Origin of the sequence: Streptomyces finlayi, from assembly GCF_014216315.1 — a bacterium.
GTDB classification, from domain to species: domain Bacteria; phylum Actinomycetota; class Actinomycetes; order Streptomycetales; family Streptomycetaceae; genus Streptomyces; species Streptomyces finlayi_A.
The window spans coordinates 5,643,835-5,661,891 of sequence record NZ_CP045702.1; the positions used below are offsets into that span (position 1 = coordinate 5,643,835).

Consider the following 18,057-nt stretch of genomic DNA (forward strand, 5'->3'; position numbering starts at 1 on the left):
AAGGGTCACCCCCTCTTATTGCAAGCTGCTCGCAATAAGAGGGGGTTGGGAGTTCACTCTCCCGGCGCAACGGAACTGCTGGAGCACAATGTCCATGGGAATCAGGGCAGTCCGGCATCCTCTGTCCACTGGTGCTCGGCGGCCCGAGCCGGAGCCACCTGCCACCCGCCACGGACAACACCGTCATCCCGCCTCGTGCTTCCAATGGGGTGACTTTCCCACCCTCAGCCAATCCGTGCGCGCGTCGGCCTCGAACCAGTCGTGAACCCGCTCGCCATTCTGGTCGGGTCACTTCACTTCTCCGGGAGCACCATGCGTACTCGTAAGACCGCCGTCGCCGCCGTGCCCGTCGCCGTGGTCGCGGGCCTGTCCGCGCCCGCCCTGGCGTCCGCGGACGGCCGCCACGGACACAACACGGACCACCGAGGACAGGCGCTGACCGCCATCGGGCTGACCGCCGACCAGGGCCTGGTCGAGTTCACCGTCGACCGGCCGGCCAAGACCATGACCATCGGGAAGGTGTCCGGTCTGCGCGGTGACACAAAGGTCGTCGGCATCGACTTCCGAGTTCAGAACGAAAGGCTCTATGGCGTCGGCGACAAGGGCGGCATCTACACCCTCAACACTGAAGCTTCCCCTTGATCGTGGACACCTGGAGACTGGGATCTGAGTGGTTCCAGAGGGAGCTGTGACCAGGTGGCAAGCAAGTACACGAAGCGGTACTCGGACGAGTACAAGCGGGACGCGATCGAGCTCGTGCGTTCGTCGGGGCGAACGGTGACCGATGTCGCCCGGCAGCTCGGCGTCAGTTCCGAGAGCCTGCGCGGCTGGGCGAAAAGGGCCAAGGCCGCCGAGGCCCAGCCTCCCGCGGCGGAGTCGCCGGGGTCGCCGGCCGCGGACGCGGCGGAGCTGAAGCGGCTGCGGAAGCTGACCGTGGAGCAGGCAAAGACGATCGAAATCCAAAAAAACGACAGCTTTCTTCGCGAAGGAGAGCGATCGGTGAGCGCGATATGCCGGTTCATCCACGCGGAGAAGGCGAACTTCACGACCGTTCTGCTGTGCCGGGTGATGAAGACGGCCCGCTCCACCTATTACGCCTGGGCCGCGGGTATCGAGGCCCGCCGGATGCGGCGGCAGGCCGACGAGGCCCTGGTCCACGAGATCACCGTGATCCACCTCGCCTCCAGAGGTACCTACGGGGTCCCGCGCGTGAACGCCGAACTGCGCCGCCTGGGCCGCCCGGTCAACCGCAAGCGCCTCGCCCGCGTCATGCGCGAGCACGGCATCGCCGGCCACACCCGGCGCACCGGCCGCCGCAGCCTTACCAAGCAGGACGCCGGTGCCGCCCCGGCTCCCGACCTGATCGGCCGCCACTTCCACGCCGACCGTCCCGGACAGAAGATCGTCGGGGACATCACCTACATCCCCACCGCCGAGGGATGGCTCTACCTCGCCGGCTGGCTCGACCTGGCCACCCGCGAAGTCATCGGCTACTCCATGGCCGATCACCACCGCGCCGACCTCGTCGTCGACGCCCTGGACATGGCCGCGAACATGGGCCGCCTGGACACCGGTTGCGTGATCCACTCGGACCGCGGATCCGAATACACGTCCAGTCAACTCCGCCGCAGAATAAGCGAGTTGGGAGGGCGTCAGAGCATGGGGCGGACCGGGATCTGTTACGACAATGCCGCAGCGGAGAGTTTCTGGGCGATCCTCAAAGAGGAGATCGGCACCCGATTCTGGTCCGACCGGGCTACCGCTCGCGCCGAGATCTTCGCGTTCATCGAGACCTTCTACAACCGTCGCAGACTGCGCAAGCACATCCGCTGGGGCTACCTCACGCCCCACGAGACACGCCTGCGCTACCAGCAGGGACAGGCCCTCGCGGCGTAACGAAAACGTGTCCATGATCACGGGGAAACTTCAGTGCGGCGAACGTGAGGCTTCGGTCTTCAAGGCAGATCTTGCATGGCTGTGAGCTGGCCTTTTGTGGCCCTGGCGTGTATGGGACCGTTAAGAACGATCCCACGGCTACTGGTCGATTTGAGACCGCTCATAGCGCACGTTCTCCGGAAGTCGCTGGAGTGCGAACAGCACTGGATGCTTGCGGTCAGCATGTGGCTGAGGGCGTCAGACACTGGGATGAGTTGGGACGGATCGGACCGGCGGTCGCTTCGTCCGGCAAGGCGGAGGGGTGCCGGCGGGCCCAATGTCCCGGGCGCGTAGTCCGGCGCCGGGGAGCGCGCCGCACCTTCATGAAACATCCGGTGGAACCTGTCGGGCACTGGCGCCGCCGACCCGGCCGCTCGGCCCACCGCCTCCGACGCGCCGACTCGGCCCAGCATCAGCTACGAGCCGGCATTCGCGGAGGCGTCACGGAAGAACAAGCTAAGTGCCCGGCGTGCGTGGGCGGTGGACTCGCGCGGTGCCCGGTCAGAGCGGGCCGGGAGCGAAGGACAGCATGCGGGCTTCGCGTTGGTCGTCGTTGCCGCTCACGCCCGCCGACGTGAGGACGACCCGTCCGTCGGCATAGGCCAGCCGCCCGCCGAACATCTCGAACTCCTGCGCCGCGGTCGATGCGGGGTGTCGCAGCAGCACCTTCTCCGTGCCCGCGGCGCCCGGGCCCATCAGGAAGGTCCGGCCGGGGCGGCTCGGTGTGGCCGACTCGTAGACGAGCGCCGCCTTGCCCTTCTCCGCACGCAGGGGGTGCAAGGTGCGCAACTCGTTGTTCTTGATGCCCCAGAGGAACTTCCCGGTGGTCAGGTCGTACAGGCGGATCCTGTCGTTGCCGCCCAGGATGATGTGGCCGTTGCCGACGGCGGTGCCGCGGCAGGGCTGGATGTCGCCGCCGCTGCTGTCTCCGGCGCACTGCTCGAGGCTCTTGTCCCGTGGGTCGATGGTGGTGCCGGTCTTTCCTTCCGGGCCCAGGGCCACGACCCGCCAGTCGTTGATGTGGTCCACCGCGTTTTCCGTGGTGAAGACGACCGGATCGACGGAGATCATGCTTCCGAGCCTCCATCCGGTCTTGGTCCGGTGGCGCCACAGGACCTTGCCGGTGAGCGGGTCGATCTCGCGCAGCTGGCTGTGGTTCTTGCTCTGGTCGATGTCGATCATGCAGTCGGACTTCACCAGGAGCCGGGCGCCGCCCGCCACGTCGTCGGGGAAGCACTTCCCCGGGTCCTCCCAGGGGATGTCGAAAAGCTCGGTCCCGTCATCGACCCGGTAGGCGGTCGCCTTCATGCTCCGGGCGATCGCGAAGGTACCGGCGCTGATGGCGCTACGCACGATGAACGTGTTGTCCCCGTCACCGGTCTCGGGGAGCTCTTTGTGCCACCCCGGCTTCCCGGTCTTCAGATCGATCATCTGCATTTGGTTGCACCGATTGTTCCTCCCGGCGTCGGCCCTCTTGTGGTACACGAGCACGACCTTGCCGTCGGGCGTCGGGTTGACCGGTGTCTCGCAGACGGGAGCGGGCAATCGCATGCTCCAGACCTCGGCGCCGTCCGAGAGACGGTAGGCCGCGACCTTTTTGTGCAGGGCCTGGACGACGGTGTCGCCGACGATCCACAGATCGTAGAGCTTCTGGCGCCCGTTGGGCAGGTCGGTCTTGTCGTCGACGATCCACGTCGCCGCATCCCCTGGCTTCCGTGCGGCGTTGATCTCCTCCGTGGTCGGGATGTGCTTCGCCTGCGGGGTGCTGACCGCGGGGGAGCTGGGCGGGGCCGTCGGCGCGGAGGGGCCGGATGATTCCTTCGCCACGGGGGTGGTGGGCCCGTCCTCTCCCCGGTCTACGAAGGCGTACACCCCTCCCCCCACGGCCACGAGCAGCAGCGCGACGGCGGCGGCGATGACCGGTGCTCCGCCGAAGCGCCGCCGACGCGGTGGCGGCCCGAAGCCTTCCGAGGCATACGGGTTGCCGGGAACGGGCTGCTGCGGCGAGCCAGGTGTGTACCAGGGCTGCGGCGGGTTGGGCATGGGTCTTCCCCCTGAGACGTGCCACTCGGTCAGGAAACTACTTCTCAGGCTCAGGCTCGGAAGACGGGCGGAGGTGTGCTCCGTCGTCTCACGAGGCCGCCCGCGAGGATCACTGGTATGGACGCGCCACGCGCCGATGCGGTTCTCCCGCAACGGCAACGGACCGCACGGTCGTTGAGAAGTCGTCAACCACCCTCGATGACTGTTCTTGGAGCCAGGTGGCCGTCCGTGGCCGGTGCCTGTGGATGTGCGAACACGGGGCGGGCAGGCGAGGTGAGCGCGGATGTACGCCATTGATGCCGTCTTGGCTGCCGTAGCCGTCAAGACGGCGGAGCGCGGCTTCGAGGTCACCGTCTTCACCTCGGATGTCGACGACATGGGCAAGTTCCTGGCGGACCATCGCATTCGGGTGGAAAGGGTCTGGCTGCAGGCGCCGGGGCCCGCCGCCCCGGATGTGCCGGGGGGCCGAGGGGCGGGGCCCCGGGTGCCGCGCTGGTCGCAGTCGCACCCGGCCCGCGCCATAACTTCCGTCCGGGGTCCGGGGTCAAGGTCCTCATCGCGGTCGGAGCCACCCGTCTCGGCGCCTAGTCGTCCGCTACGGACCGTAGCCGCGCACTCTGGATGGTGATGGGGTCAACGGCTCATGTAGCGCGACGTAGCCAGGGGTGATCTGTTGCCCCCTGGATCCGAGGTCCCGCTCGAACGTAGGAAGCTGCCGCCGGCCCCCGCCCCCGCAAGCGGCCGTACGGAGGCTCACGTCCGGGCCAGGATCGGGCCCGCTGAAGCTTCCCCTTGATCTTGGTCGCGCTTGTCCACTCCTCCGGCAGGACCGTGGCCGAGATCGCCCAGGAGCCCGGCGTCAGTCCGGCGAGTCTGCGTAACCGGTCCGGCGCGAGCAGGCCGACCGCCGCGAAGGCGCCCTGGCGAGCTGACAGCCGCCGAGCGTGAGGAACTGCGGCAGCCGCGCAGGCAGAACCGCGAACGGCGGCAGGCGATCGAGAAGTCGGCGGTAAGCGGCAGGACGATGGCAGCGGCCTCCGCGAGCTCCAAGATGAGGACGAGCGGCCTGTTCGCCTCCTGCTGGTCTTTGCCTTGGTGGCCTTCGGAGGCTCGGGGGTCCGACGAACGGAGCGGGAATCCGCCTTCCGAACTGGGTGACGTCGGTGTCCTGAAACTTGTCCTGATTGAGATCGATTCCGGCTGCTAGCTTCGGTCCGACAGCAAAGCCTACTGAGGAGTACGCCATGAGGAGACGTCAGTTGACCCGCCGGCGGATATCCGTTCTGGCCGTCACGGTCGCCGCGTTCACCGCGGCCGCCCTGGGCAGTGCCCCGGCCGCGCATGCCGCCGGGCCCGCCGAACTTCGCCTCGTTCCGCTCGGCGCCGACTACCAATCCGGGCTCCAGCAGCAGGTCGGGTACTGGAACCTGAACCGGCTGTCGGCCGCCGCGCTCAACGGTGACGGGGCCGATGCCGTCGCTCCGGCGGCCGGATGGGACGACACCGCCCGGCCCTGGGCCGGCGGCGGGAAGGTCACCCGTACGACGGGCAAGCTGGTGATGCGGATGCGCAACGTCGACGACGCGGGTACGACCGATGGCCTCGCGGCCTGCACCGCCACGGTGGTCAAGAGCCAGAACAAGAGCGTCGTGGTCACCGCGGCGCACTGCCTGCGCGTCAACTGGGGCCTGAACGGTCCGCTGAACCAGATCGCGACAAACGTGCTGTTCATCCCTGGCTTCCGGGGTGAGAACCTGCCGCGCGTCGCCCCGGGCACCGACCTGAACAGCGGACCGGCGATCGGACCCGACGTCGCCCCGTACGGAGTATGGGCGGCCACCCGGGCCTGGTGGACCGAGGGCTGGGCGGCCCAGGCCAACCACTTCAACAACAACGACATGGCCGCGATGGTCGTCGACAACCCGGCCGACGACCGCCCGATCGAAGAGGTCGTGGGCGGCGGCCAGCCGATCGGCTTCAACCCGGCCCGCAAGACGCCGCGCACCAACTTTGGCTACCCCAGCGTCAACTTCAAGAGCTACAGCGGCCCCAACTTCTCCAACACCGGCGCGGCGGTGATCAACGGCTCCCCGAACGTCAACAACGTCCCCGCCGCACAGCAGCGCATCTACGACGGACGCTCGCTGCTGTTCAGCCAGGGTCCGTCCTGGATCAACCGCGAGTGGTGGAGGGACACAAACAGCGACCTGATGAAGACCCAGCTCAGCCCCGGCGCCAGCGGCGGCCCCTGGTTCAAGGACTTCGACCGGGTCGTCGGCGAGGGCGTCCTGGTCGGCGTCACCTCGCACTTCGCCCAGTCCAGCACCGGCGGCCTCGACGCGATCGCCGAAGCCGAGTCCCGTGCCCCCAGCCCCTACATGGCCGGGACGAACTTCGGCGACCAGGAGAAGGCCGCCTTCGAGACGGCCCAGTCCGTCACCCCCGGAGCCTGACCATGACTGAGTCCCTCAAGCGCGTCTTGAACGTGCTGGTCGCGGCCGTCCTGCTGTCGCTCACCGCCCCCGCCGCGCACGCCTCATCTCAGCCATCGCTGGCCGACGGGTTCGGGCTGACCCAGGTCACGAGCGCCGTCAGCTCGGCTCCGACCAACACCGACACCAACTTCGTGATCACGGTGAAGTCCGCCGAGGTCCACGGCGAGCAGAACATCCGGATCATCCTGCCGAGCGACTACGCGGCCAACCCCGGCAAGCGGTACCCGGTCCTGTACTTTCTGCACGGCTCGCCGGACGACCCGTCCATGCCCTTCTACGGCAACGCGGCACTCACTGGGACGTCCAGCATGATCACCGTCGTACCGGACGGCGGCAGCCGCGGCTGGTACGCCAACTGGTTGAACCAGAACACCGCCGCGGGGGCCGCGAACTGGGAGAACTTCCACATCAACCAGGTGATCCCGTTCATCGACGCCAACCTGCGCACCATCCCCACCAAGCAGGCCCGCGCCATCGCCGGCATCTCGATGGGCGGTTTTGGCGCCTTCCACTACGCTCAGCGGCGCCCCGACCTCTTCAGCCAGGTCGGCTCCCTCTCCGGCGACCTGGAACTGGGCGCCAACCAGATGGCCATGCGCCTGGTTGTGGTCGCCTCCCTGACCAACGCGGGCGGCGCGCTGTGCGCTTCCACCTCCGGGACGGTGTGCACAGGTGACGACTACGCCCCCGGCGTGGACAGCGACGCCCTCTTCGGCACCCCCTACCCGGTGTTCAACGCCGACTGGCGCTGGAACCGAGCCGACCCGGTCGCCAACGCCGCCAAGCTCAGGGGTATGGGCATCCACATCTACATCGGCAATGGTGACGGCGGGAAGTACGACGTCAGGGAATGGTGGCTGGAAAGCGGCTCCGCCCATATGAAGGCCGAACTCGACTCCCTGGGCATCCCCGTCCACTACGAGAACTACGGCGACGGCGCGACTTGGGGCGCGTACTGCAAGGGCGGCGGCCACGAAGCCGGCTGCTGGTACCAGGACCTCCTCGACCTGATGCCCCGCCTCCAGTCCAACCTCACCCCGGCAGCCTGAGTCCCTGCGGCAGGTGTCCTCGACACCTGCCGCTTCCGGCTCGCAGCCACCCGGATCTCAAGGCTCGTGCAGCGACGTGACTCGCGGCAGCAGGCGGCGAACCCCGGGTGCCGACTCGGCGGGGGAGCCGAGCCCCTCGTGCACGCGGCCCGCGAACCGGAACGTCCTGATCGATGCGCCGGTCCCTCCTGCCTGCGGAATCGTCTGCTACGGCATCCAGTGAGCCGGAACGCGAGAGGCGGCCCCGGTCAGTGTCCGGGGCCGCCTCTGCTGGTGTGGGTCAGTGGGACAGCGGTTCGAGCGGGTCTACGTAGGCTTCGGGGTCGCTGCGACGGATGCGCCGTGTGCGCCCCTGTCCGAGGTGCTTCGGAACTCCGACGGCCATGGTGCCCCGCTGTTCGCGTTCGGTTGGAACGGTCAGAACAGCGGCTCGTACTGGAGGGAGGGGAAATAGTCCTGCCTGTCGCCGTCACGGTGGATATCCCACGTGGCGCAGTGGAGAGAGCCGCCGTACTCGAAGACGTTGCGGAACGGGATCGGGAAGACCTCGAAACCGAACGAGGAGAGAAGCTCCTGGAGGGGCTTCTCCTGCTCCTCGCAGATGACTTTGGTCGGCGAGATACTCAGCACGTTCATCGAGAGCCACTTCGACGACTGGCAGTACATCGGCATCTCGTCGTTGGCCAGGACGGGCTGGGGCACATCGACCAGTTGCCAGTCGTTGTCGAGGAACATCTTCTCCTCGCCCTCGCGCAGCGGCCGTTCCGGGTTGGTGAGGATCAGGCCGGGGCGCAGCGGCACGAAGGTGCAGTCGATGTGGGACGGGAAGAAGTCCAGCGGGAAGTGCACGGGGTGGACGCGGAAGCCGCGGGGTTCCAGATGGCGCTTGAGCCAGTGGATGCCCGCCCGGTTGGTGGTCATCGACTCCTGGACCAGGATGTCGCGGCCCAGCCGGCTCATATCGGCGGCGTCGAAGACCACCTCGTCCTGGTTGATGCAGAACTCGAACGAGTGCATCTTCGCGTGGCGCTTCTCCAGCGGCCAGTCCCAGAAATCCTCGCGGTACATACCGTCCTTCATCGACGGCTTGGGCGCGGTCGTCCATCCCACCCGCGGGTCGGCGTTCCAGTACTCGTAGACCAGCTTGCGGTAGGGCTGGTACTCGAAGTAGCGGGCCCGGCGCGACATGCTCGCCTCGATGATCTCGTTACCCATGGTGATCATCACGTCGCGTGGACAGACGGCGCAATACTGGTTCTCGACCTCGAAGTCGGGGGTGGTGACCGGGGCGGAGAAGTCGTGCGTCTCGGGGCGGCGTACGGTCACGCCCTGGGATTCCAGAAGCGCGGCGAGACCGGCGAGTTCCTCGTTGGCCAGATCGATGGCCTTCTTGGACTTCGGGCCCGTCGGGAACGGCTTGTCGGGAGCGTTGCGTATCGCGGGCCGGCAGCCTGGCTCGGCCGGTTCGAAGCAGGCGTTGTCGGCGGAGCCGACCACCATTTCCCGGAGGGTGTCCCACTCGTTCCATGAGTTGACGGCCGGGGGGAAGTCGTTCGGCATGTACAGCTACCTATCTCTGCCGGAGCGTTCGATGAGGGAAACGGGTTATGCCGCGTCGGTCGCGGCGAGCGAGGCGGGCCGAATGTCGGTCCAGTTCTCCTCGATGTAGTCGAGGCAGATCTGCCGGGTGCTGTTCGACACAGCCATGTCCCAGCCGGCCGGGACCTCGACGAACGCGGGCCACAGGCAGTGCTGACGCTCGTCGTTGACGAGCACGTGGAAGGTGCCGTCCTCGTCGTCGAAAGGGTTTGTCATGGCTTCAGTCCTTCTGTTCTCGGGGTTCGTTCCGGGCTGGTTCCGGGCTTTGCGTGGGCCTCAGGTGAGTGCGGTGCCGAGGGAGCGGGCGGTACGGCAGCGGAAGACGGCCTCCACGTCGACGGGCCGTCCCAGCTCCGTCTCGATCCGGCCCGCCAGCCGCAGGGCCGTCAGGGAGTCGCAGCCGAGTTCGAACACATCTTCGTCCGCGCTGACGAAGTCGCGTCCGAGTACCTCCGCGATCAGCTCGCACATCATCTGCTGCCCCGGTCCGGCCGGTGGTGCGGGAGTGTGTTCCAGGAACCGACCCGTCGGGAGGGCCAGCGCTCCGGGCAGCTCGATCAGCACCTCCCGTAGACGATCGGCCACCTGCTGCCCGAGTGGTGCGTCGAACAGGTCCGGGCGGTAGCTGATCTCCAGCTCCAGCTGCCGGCCGGGTGCGGCCATCAGCTTGAGCGGATAGTGGTAGGCGTCGTGGCCGACGACGTCCGTCAGCCGCAGGCCGTTGTCCGGACCGCTCGGCAGGGTCTCGGCGGTCGGGAAGTTCTCGAAGACGACGCAACTGTCGAACAGGGTCCCCAGTCCCACCGTCCGCTGGATGTCGCTCAGCGGGAGGTAGTGGTACTCAAGAAGTTCGGCGTGCTCGCCCTGGAGGCGTTCGAGCAGTTCGGCCACCGGCTCGGCCGGGTCGAGACGCACCCGTACCGGCACCGTGTTGATGAACACCCCCACCATCTCCTCGACGCCGGGGAGTTCGGCCACCCTGCCCGAGACCGTGGCCCCGAAAACGATGTCCAGCTGCCCGGTCCGCCGGTGCAGGCACAGCGCCCATGCGACTCGGACCAGCGTGTTGAGCGTGACACCGTGACGGCGCGAAATGTCGAGCAGCGCGGAGGTGTCCGTCTCGGAAAGGGCGACGACGATCCGCTCCGGAAGGACTCGTATCCGCGCGGTGTCCGTGCCGGGGCAGCTCAGCGTGGGTTCCCTCAGCCCCGCCAGCGCCTCCAGCCAGGCCGTACGCGCCTTTTCGCGGTCCTGTTCGGCCAGCCACCGCAGATAGTCGGGGTAGTGACCGGGTGCGGGCAGCCCGCTCGCGGCGCCGTGGTCGTAGAGAGCGAGCAGGTCGCGCAGCAGCAGCGAAGTGGTCCAGCCGTCCACCAGCAGGTGGTGCATGGTCAGTACGATCTGCTGCCTGTCTTCGCCCAGGCCGACCAGGGTGCAGCGCATCAACGGCGGGTCGGCCGGGTCGAAGCGCTGCCGCCGGTCGGCCTCCAGCACCGCCGCCAGCCTGTCGGCCTGCTCGCGCGGGTCGAGGCCGGCCAGGTCATGGGTGTGCCAAGGCATGGCCGTCCGCTCCGGGATCACCTGCACCGGCTCCCCCGACCGCTTCTGCAGGAAGGCTGCCCGCAGCATCGGGTGCCGTCCCAGGAGAGCGTCGCAGGCCTCCCGGAACCGCTCGGCGTGGAGCGTGCCCCTTACCTCCAACGAGATCTGCACGTTGTAGACGTCGAGGTCCCGGCTGTCGTACCGGGCGTGGAAGAGCAGCCCCTCCTGGAGCGGCGTCATCGGCAGGGCCTGGACGACGGGCAGGCCGATACGGGCGCCGAGACCGGCGAGCTCGGTGTCGTGCCGGTCGAGCGGTTCTCCGCCCAGTGGCCCGTCCTCCCGTGGGAGGGCGGGCGGGATCGTCTGCCGCGGGACGATGGCCTCCGTGCTCGTCCCGTGCTCCACCAGCGCGCGCAGGGCCGCGAACCAGAGCCGGCCCAGCTCGGTGACGTCCTGGTCGGACAGGAGCCGGCGGGCCCACAGCCAGTGGGTGACCAGGCGTGGCCCTTCCGCGCCGTCGCTGACCGCCGCGGTCAGTTCGACGACGTGCGCCATGGGCATACGGGGGTCGGCCCCGAGGGGCAGTACGTCCGACTCGGGAGCCACGCTCCAGTCGGTGGTTCCCGCACCGCCCTGTCTCCCGAGGTAGTTGTACCCGATCTGGGGTGCGGGGCGGGCCGCCAGGTCGGCGGCTGTCTCCTGGTTCAGGTAGCGCAGCAGACCGAAGCCGATGCCGCGCCGGGGGATGGCTTCGAACTGGGCCGTGACCCGGCGCACGGCCTCGCCGAGGCGTGCCCCGGCCGGATCGTCGTCCGGCGCCCAGTCGGCGATCCTGGCGTCGACGCGTACCGGGTACAGCGTGGTCAGCCAGCCGACGGTGCCGGACAGGTCGACGTCCTCGGAAATCTGTTCGCGGCCGTGGCCCTCGACGTCGATCAGTACGGCGGTGCTGTCGCCGTCACCGGGCGAACGGTCACGTCGCCAGGCGGCGACGGCCACCGCGAGAGCGGTGAGCAGGACCTCGTTCGTGTGTGCGCCGAAGACGGCGGGCACGGTCGTGAGCAGTGGGGCGGTCAGCTCCGGCGGGAGGGTGAGGGAGAGTTCACCGGCTGTCGCGTAGACGTCGTGCGTCGGCGAGAGCTCCACGTCGGCGAGCCTGCCATCGCCCGGTCCCGTGCCTCTGCTCAAAGTCCGGCGCCAGTGCGGCAGTTCGTCTCTCAGAGCGGGTGCTTCCGCTGCCGCGCGGAGCAGCAGGCTCCACTCCCTCAGCGGAAGCGGTACCGGACCGGTCCGCGGGACGGAGCCCGCTGTCAGGTCCTGCCAGACGCCGTACAGGTCGGTCAGCAGGATGTGCCAGGAGACCGCGTCGACGGCCAAGTGGTGGACGGTGACCAGCAACCTGCCTTGGGCGCCCTCGCCGGCGTCGAACCAGGTCACCCGCAGCATGGCGCCGGCGCGTGGGGCGAGAGCGTCGGCGTCCTCCCGGGCGCACGCGGCAATCCGCAGACGGACACCTTCCGGGGCGAGACCCACGACATCCACCCGACGTACCGAGTTCCGCGACTTCACGGGGTCCACCGGGTCCAGCGTCAGCGCCCCGTCCTCCTGGAGGCGTGCGCGCAGTGACTGATGCCGCTCGGCGACAGCCTGTACGGCGGCGGCCAGCAGGTCGGTGCCGAGTGCGGCCGGCACCCGGAGCAGTGTCGACTGGTGGTACGCGTCGGTCGTTGCGCCCTGCTCCCGCAGCCAGAGCATGATCGGCGTGGCGGGGACCACGTCCGCCGACCAGTCCGCCGCCGGGCCGGCCGCGCCGGAGCCGCCGTCCGCGGTGTCCGCCGCGCCGGTCGGGCTCACCATGAGGAAGGCGGCGAGGGCGCTCGCGGTGCGGTGGATGAATATGTGCTTCGGCGTCAGGTGGAAGCCCGCGGCGCGGGCGCGGACGACGAGTTGGATTGCGGTGATGGAGTCGCCGCCGAGGGCGAAGAAGTCGTCCGCCGCCACGGCGCTGTCCACGCCGAGGACCTGGGTGAACAATTCGACGAGAACGGCCTCGACGCTCTCGTCCCGCGCCTGGTCCCGCCGCTGTCGCTGCCCGGACTCGCGCGCCTCGTCCGGGGCCGGCAGCGCAGCCCGGTCCACCTTGCCGTTCGGGCTCATCGGCAGTGCGGGCAGTGTGACGAACGCCGAGGGGACCATGTTCGCGGGCAGCCGCGCCCCGATCCGGTCCGCCAGCGTGGCCAGGTCCGCGGACGGGCCGACCGCCGGTACGACGTAGGCCACCAGCCGCTCGGTCCCGTGCCGGTCTTCCCGTACGGCTGCCGCGGCCTGTGCGACGGCGGGATCGGCCGCGACGACGGTCTCCACCTCGCCCAGTTCGATCCGGAAGCCGCGGACCTTGACCTGGTCGTCGGACCGGCCGCGGTAGACCATGATGCCGTCAGGCCGCCGGCACGCGATGTCACCGGTGCGGTACATCCGGGAACCGGGCGCGCCGAAAGGGTCGGCGACGAAGCGGGTCGCGGAGAGCCCGGGCCGGTTGACGTAACCGCGGGCGAGTACGTCACCGCCGATGTACAGCTCGGCGGGGACGCCTGCCGGGACGGGACGCAGGAAACCGTCCAGGAGATAGACGCGGGCGTCGGGGGCCGGACGGCCGATCGGCACAGCACCCCTCGGCAGCGGATCGCCGGGTGCCAGGCGATACTCCATGCATCCCACGGTGGCCTCCGTGGGTCCGTACTCGTTCACGACGGTCACGCCCGGGTGGGCCTCGCGCCACTGTGCCAGCGCCTCGCCGTTCAGCTGTTCACCGCCCAGGACCAGTTCCCCGGTCGGTGAGTACCAGTCGGACGACGCGGTCAGCACCGGCAGGTGGCTGGGCGTGGCTTTGACGAAGGTGGGCGGCGGGGTGGCGTCGGCCGGGGCGTCGAAGTCCTCCAGGTCGACGATGCGCACCAGGCCGCCGGAGGTCAGCGGGCCGAAGATACCGGTGACGGTGAGGTCGAAAGAGGGCGGTGAGTGCACCAGCGCCTGTCCGGCGAGGCCGGGATAGGCGGCGCGGGCGAAGGCGAGGTAGCTGTCGACCGTACGGTGCTCGACGGCGACGCCCTTGGGCCGGCCGGTCGATCCCGAGGTGTAGATGACGTACGCGGCGTCCGCGAGCCGCAGCGGCGCGCCGCGTTCGCCGTCCTCCACCCGGTGCCCGGGCAGCAGCGCCAGCTCGTCCTGGATGGCGGGGTCGGCGAGCGGGACGACCGACGGGTGCTTGATGAGCGCCGGGCGGGTGGTGCCGGCGCAGACGACGACGGAGGGGGAGGCGTCGTCGAGCATGAACGAGATGCGTTCGGCGGGATAGGAGGGGTCGATCGGCAGATATCCGGCTCCCGCCTTCAGCGTGCCGAGCAGCGCCACGATCAGGTCCATACCGCGCGGCAGCGCCACGGCGACGAAGTCGCCGGGCTTCACCCCGCGGGCCAGCAGCAGCCGGGCCAGCCGGTTCGCCGCCGCGTCGAGCCGGCGGTAGCTGAGCGACCGCTCCCCGTCCGTCACGGCCGGGGCGTCGGGTGTGGCGCGCACCTGGTCCTCGAACCGCTGGGTGAGTGTCGCCGGTACGCGGGCGGGAACCTGCCCGGACTCCGCTCGGCGGCCTCCCCACCCGGCGATCACCTGCTCCCGCTCCTCGCAGGTCAGCAGCGGAACGGCAGCGACCGGCGTCGTGGGTCTTTCGGCGAAGGTGTCAAGCAACAACCTCAACCGGGAGCCGATCAGTTCGACGCGTTCGGCATCGAACAGATCGGTGCGGTAGTTGAGTTCGAGCCGCAGGCTGGGGCCGGGGACGGCGAAGACACTCAGCGGGTAGTGAGTCGATCCGGTGATCTCCTGCTGTCCGGCCGCTTCCTTGTCCCCTTCCAGCAGAGTCACTCGCAGGCCGGCCGGACCGTCCTGTACGGCCTCCCAGTCGAAAGGCGCGTTGCCGAAGCCGGTGGAGGTGTCGAAGAGCGCGCCGAGGCCGGCCAGCCGCTGCACCTCGGTCAGCCCCAGGTGGTGGTGCGGGGCGAGGGCCGCCTGTTCGTCCTGGATCCTGGCGAAGAGGGCGGCCATCGACTCCTCGGGGGCGATCCGCACCCGGACCGGGACCGCGTTCATGAGCAGGCCCACGACCGAGTCGACCCCGGGGAGCTGTGGCGGGCGGCCGTGCACGGTCTGGCCGAAGACCACGTCGTTGCGCCCTGTCAGCAGGGAGAGGAGCAATGACCAGGCGCCCTGTACGACGGTGTTGAGTGTGAGGCCGTGCTGCCGGGCGGTCGCCGTCAGCGCTTCCGTCGCATGCTCGGGCAGCGTCACGAAGGCCAGCCCGGGCATCGTCTCCGCGAGGGGCGCGCCGGGGGCGACGAGTGTCGGTTCGTCCAGACCGTGCAGGGCGTCCCGCCATGCCTGTTCCGCGGCGGGCCGGTCCTGGCGGGAGAGCCATCTGAGGAAGTCCGAGAAGGGGGTGAGGGGGCCGAGCCCGGTGTCGTCGGCGTCGCTCCGGTAGAACGCCAGCAGGTCCTGGAGTACGAGTGGCAGAGACCAGCCATCCAGCAGGATGTGATGATATGTCATGACGAAGGCGTGGCGGTCGGGTGCCAGCCGGATCAGGGCGAACCGCATCAGCGGTGGCGCCGCCATCTCGAAGCGGCGCAGCCGTTCGTCCTCGAGGAAGGCCAGCAGCCTCGCCCGCCCTTCGGACTCGGACTCCGCCGACAGGTCGAGTTCCGTCCAGGGTGTGTCCACGACGCGGCGTACCAACTGCACGGGTTTCCCGTTGGCACGCAGCCGGAAGCCGGCCCGCAGGACGGCATGGCGCCGGAGCGTGGCGGCGCAGGCCGCGCGCAGCCGCTCCGCCGAGATGTCCCCGGTCAGCTCGAAGCCGGCCTGGATGTTGTAGACGTCCACAGTCTCGGAGTCGTACAGCGCGTGGAAGAGCATGCCCTCCTGCAGTGGCGTGAGGGGCAGTGCCATCTCGATCGGCGACTCTGTCGCTTCGTTCACTGTGAGGTCTTCCCCGTGAGCGGTCGGTGTTGACAGTGGTGCGGCGGCGGGTGGTGTGTGGAACACGCTGACGCGGCCGACAGCGCGATGCTGCCGCACGGCCCGAGTGCGGGGACAGGCAGCCGACCGGCAGCTTCCCCGTCCGACTCCCGCCCTTCGGCCGGGCCCTACCGGCAGGTGCGCGAGCTCCCCCCCCGCTGCCGCGTGAGCGACTCGGTGGCCGGGGGCGGGGCCGGTCAGCGCAGCGCTGTTTCGAGGGCGTCGAGCGCCGCGGGTGCGTCGGTGAAGAGGTAGTCGTGCCCGCCGGGCAGCAGCCGGAGGGAGAACTCGCCCGCCGCGCAGTCCCGCCAGCGCTCCAACTGCGCCTCGCTGACCAGTGGGTCGTCCGCACCGCCGAGGACGTGCAGTGGGCAGTCGACCCGCCCCGGCCCGGGGGCCAGGTAGGCCTCTGTGAGGGCGAGGTCGCGGCGGACGGTGCGCAGCGCGTACCGCAAATACGCCGGGTAGCGGGTCATTTTGGAAGGAATGCCGCCGAACCCGTTCAGCCAGGCGAGCAGCCCGGCGTCGTCCCGGTCCGATACGCTCCGGCGCACCGGGGTGTGCGGCGACCGTGCCGCGGACACCAGCAGTGCGCGCGGCGGGGTCAGGCCGCGCCGCGCGATCCCGACGGTGATCTCATAGCCGAGCAGCGCGCCGAAACTGTGGCCGAAGATGGCGTACGGCAGGTCGAACTCGTCCGAGATGCCGTCGATCACGGCGTCGGCCAGCTCCTCCAGGGTGTCCGGCAGCGGATCCGCGCCGCGTACACCCCGGCCCGGCAGCTCCACCGTCGCGAGCTCCACGCCGGGGGGAGGGGCGAGGCGCCACGGGGCGAACGAGGCCGCGCTGCCGCCCGCCTGCGGCAGACAGAACAGTCGCATCCCGGGGCGTGGCGCGCTGACCCGGCCCACGATCCAGGGACAGTCGGCGCGGGGAGCCGGTGCGCTTCGCGAGCCGGACGAGCTCCCTGAGCAGGTGGGTGGTGCGGCGGCAGTCATGCGCATCCCGCCCCTTCGGTCGGCCGGCGGTCATTCGGGGCGGCAGCCCCTGCCGGTCATCATGGTTCGGCGGGTGGCAGCGGGACCAGGCATGGGGACCGGCAACCGGTCTGCCGCCAAGTTGCCCCGCGGGTGCCTGGAGAGCGGTTCCGCGGCGCGTCAGACTCCACGACAGTCAGTCCTGTTCCGTGCCCGAGGGGTGGACCGTAATCCAATGACCACAGTTCCAGGCTCGGTGACCGGCTTGGCGGCCGCTCCTGGTGGGTCGGCCGCCACGACCGAATCGACCTTTTTCACACTGGATACCGTCACCGCGGACCTCATGGAGGTCGACGCGCAGTTCAAGGCATGTTTGAACTGGGACTACGGCAAACGGGACAGCCGGGTGTGGAACCTCTACGAGAAGAACAAGCTCTCGCAGTGGAACGCCACCACCGACATCGACTGGGACTACGACATCCGGTTCGGATCCGAGTTGTCGGAGGAGAGCGGGGGGAGGCTCGCGTCCTTCGTCGTCGGCGAGGGCAGTCCCGTGCCCCGCGAACTGCTGACACAGTTCCGCTGGCAGTACCAGTCGTGGATGTGCAGCCAGTTCCTGCACGGCGAGCAGGGCGCGCTGGTGACTACGGCCCGGCTGGTGGAGACGGTGCCGGACATGGATGCCAAGACCTACGCGGCCTCGCAGGTCGCCGACGAGGCGCGGCATGTCGAGGCGTTCGCCCGCTATGTCGACGAGAAGCTGGGCGATTCCTACCCGATCAATCCGGGGCTCAAGACGTTGCTGCACGATCTGCTTTCGGAATCCCGGTGGGACATCGTCTACCTCGGCATGCAGGTGGTCGTGGAGGGTCTGGCGATCACCGCTCTGCGGCTCGCGAGCAGCGGCTTCGGGGACCCGGTGATCCGCCAGATCACCAAGATGGTCGCGAGCGACGAGGCCCGGCACATCGCCTTCGGGGTCACCGCGCTCACCGGCATGTACAGGCAGGTGACCTCCGCCGAGCTGCGTGAGCGGGAGGACTTCCTGCTGGAGGCCATCCAGCTGATGTCGCGCCGGTTCATGCTGCGCGAGGTCTGGGAGCGGATGGACCTCGACGTGGAGAAGGGGCTGTTGTTCGCCCGGACGAACCCGATGATGGCCACCTACCGGCAGATGCTGTTCCAGCAGGTGATCCATGTCCTGCGGCAGCTGGACATGCTCTCGGACCGGGTCAAGAGCCTGCTGCTGGCGGAGAACCTGGTGCGTCCCGAGATCATGCTGGCGACGCGCTGATCCCGGGCTCGTCCACCGTCGCGCTGCCGCCGATGTCACCTCGGGTGACATCG

The 18,057-nt window shown here is 69.2% G+C and carries 9 protein-coding genes and 1 pseudogene; 5 read left to right on the top strand and 5 right to left on the bottom strand.

Annotation, left to right across the window (positions count from 1 at the left end; translation table 11 throughout):
* Positions 1-312: 312 nt before the first annotated feature.
* Together F0344_RS25830 and F0344_RS25835 are read left to right on the top strand one after the other, a co-directional pair.
* Positions 313-627 (top strand): annotated as a pseudogene (locus tag F0344_RS25830) (DUF4394 domain-containing protein); the annotation flags it as partial.
* 69 nt (positions 628-696) lie between these two features.
* Positions 697-1,896 (top strand): IS3 family transposase, encoded by a 1,200-nt coding sequence (locus F0344_RS25835; RefSeq protein ID WP_185301042.1) that lies wholly within the window; start codon positions 697-699, stop codon positions 1,894-1,896.
* 540 nt (positions 1,897-2,436) lie between these two features.
* Here F0344_RS25835 and F0344_RS25840 read toward each other — a convergent pair.
* Positions 2,437-3,978, bottom strand: coding sequence for an outer membrane protein assembly factor BamB family protein (locus tag F0344_RS25840; RefSeq protein WP_185301043.1), 1,542 nt, complete (start codon positions 3,976-3,978; stop codon positions 2,437-2,439).
* 1,244 nt (positions 3,979-5,222) lie between these two features.
* On the opposite strand from F0344_RS25840, the gene F0344_RS25845 reads away from it, so the two are divergent.
* Both F0344_RS25845 and F0344_RS25850 read left to right on the top strand, forming a co-directional pair.
* Positions 5,223-6,431: a trypsin-like serine peptidase gene (locus F0344_RS25845; protein WP_185301044.1), complete on the top strand. Its 1,209-nt coding sequence runs from the start codon at positions 5,223-5,225 to the stop codon at positions 6,429-6,431.
* Positions 6,432-6,433: 2 nt separating this feature from the next.
* Positions 6,434-7,522: an alpha/beta hydrolase gene (locus F0344_RS25850; protein WP_185301045.1), complete on the top strand. Its 1,089-nt coding sequence runs from the start codon at positions 6,434-6,436 to the stop codon at positions 7,520-7,522.
* Between the two features lie 417 nt (positions 7,523-7,939).
* Here F0344_RS25850 and F0344_RS25855 read toward each other — a convergent pair whose 3' ends face one another.
* From F0344_RS25855 to F0344_RS25870, 4 genes are all read right to left on the bottom strand, one after another.
* A complete protein-coding gene (locus F0344_RS25855) occupies positions 7,940-9,082 on the bottom strand; it encodes a glycine amidinotransferase (RefSeq protein ID WP_185301046.1) in 1,143 nt (380 codons plus the stop codon).
* Positions 9,083-9,127: 45 nt separating this feature from the next.
* Positions 9,128-9,337 (bottom strand): MbtH family protein, encoded by a 210-nt coding sequence (locus tag F0344_RS25860; RefSeq protein WP_185301047.1) that lies wholly within the window; start codon positions 9,335-9,337, stop codon positions 9,128-9,130.
* A gap of 60 nt (positions 9,338-9,397) precedes the next feature.
* A complete protein-coding gene (locus F0344_RS25865) occupies positions 9,398-15,694 on the bottom strand; it encodes a non-ribosomal peptide synthetase (RefSeq protein ID WP_185301048.1) in 6,297 nt (2,098 codons plus the stop codon).
* A gap of 236 nt (positions 15,695-15,930) precedes the next feature.
* Positions 15,931-16,731 (bottom strand): thioesterase II family protein, encoded by an 801-nt coding sequence (locus F0344_RS25870; protein WP_258050116.1) that lies wholly within the window; start codon positions 16,729-16,731, stop codon positions 15,931-15,933.
* Between the two features lie 214 nt (positions 16,732-16,945).
* Here F0344_RS25870 and F0344_RS25875 point away from each other — a divergent pair, with 214 nt between their 5' ends.
* On the top strand, positions 16,946-18,004 hold the full coding sequence (locus tag F0344_RS25875) for a diiron oxygenase (protein WP_185301050.1): 1,059 nt from the start codon (positions 16,946-16,948) through the stop codon (positions 18,002-18,004).
* The last annotated feature ends 53 nt before the right edge of the window (positions 18,005-18,057 follow it).

Coding starts and splice junctions, on each gene's coding strand:
- F0344_RS25875 (WP_185301050.1), top strand. CDS start 16,946: ATGACCACAGTTCCAGGCTCGGTGACCGGCTTGGCGGCCGCTCCTGGT.
- F0344_RS25840 (WP_185301043.1), bottom strand. CDS start 3,978: ATGCCCAACCCGCCGCAGCCCTGGTACACACCTGGCTCGCCGCAGCAG.
- F0344_RS25870 (WP_258050116.1), bottom strand. CDS start 16,731: ATGACTGCCGCCGCACCACCCACCTGCTCAGGGAGCTCGTCCGGCTCG.
- F0344_RS25855 (WP_185301046.1), bottom strand. CDS start 9,082: ATGCCGAACGACTTCCCCCCGGCCGTCAACTCATGGAACGAGTGGGAC.
- F0344_RS25860 (WP_185301047.1), bottom strand. CDS start 9,337: ATGACAAACCCTTTCGACGACGAGGACGGCACCTTCCACGTGCTCGTC.
- F0344_RS25845 (WP_185301044.1), top strand. CDS start 5,223: ATGAGGAGACGTCAGTTGACCCGCCGGCGGATATCCGTTCTGGCCGTC.
- F0344_RS25850 (WP_185301045.1), top strand. CDS start 6,434: ATGACTGAGTCCCTCAAGCGCGTCTTGAACGTGCTGGTCGCGGCCGTC.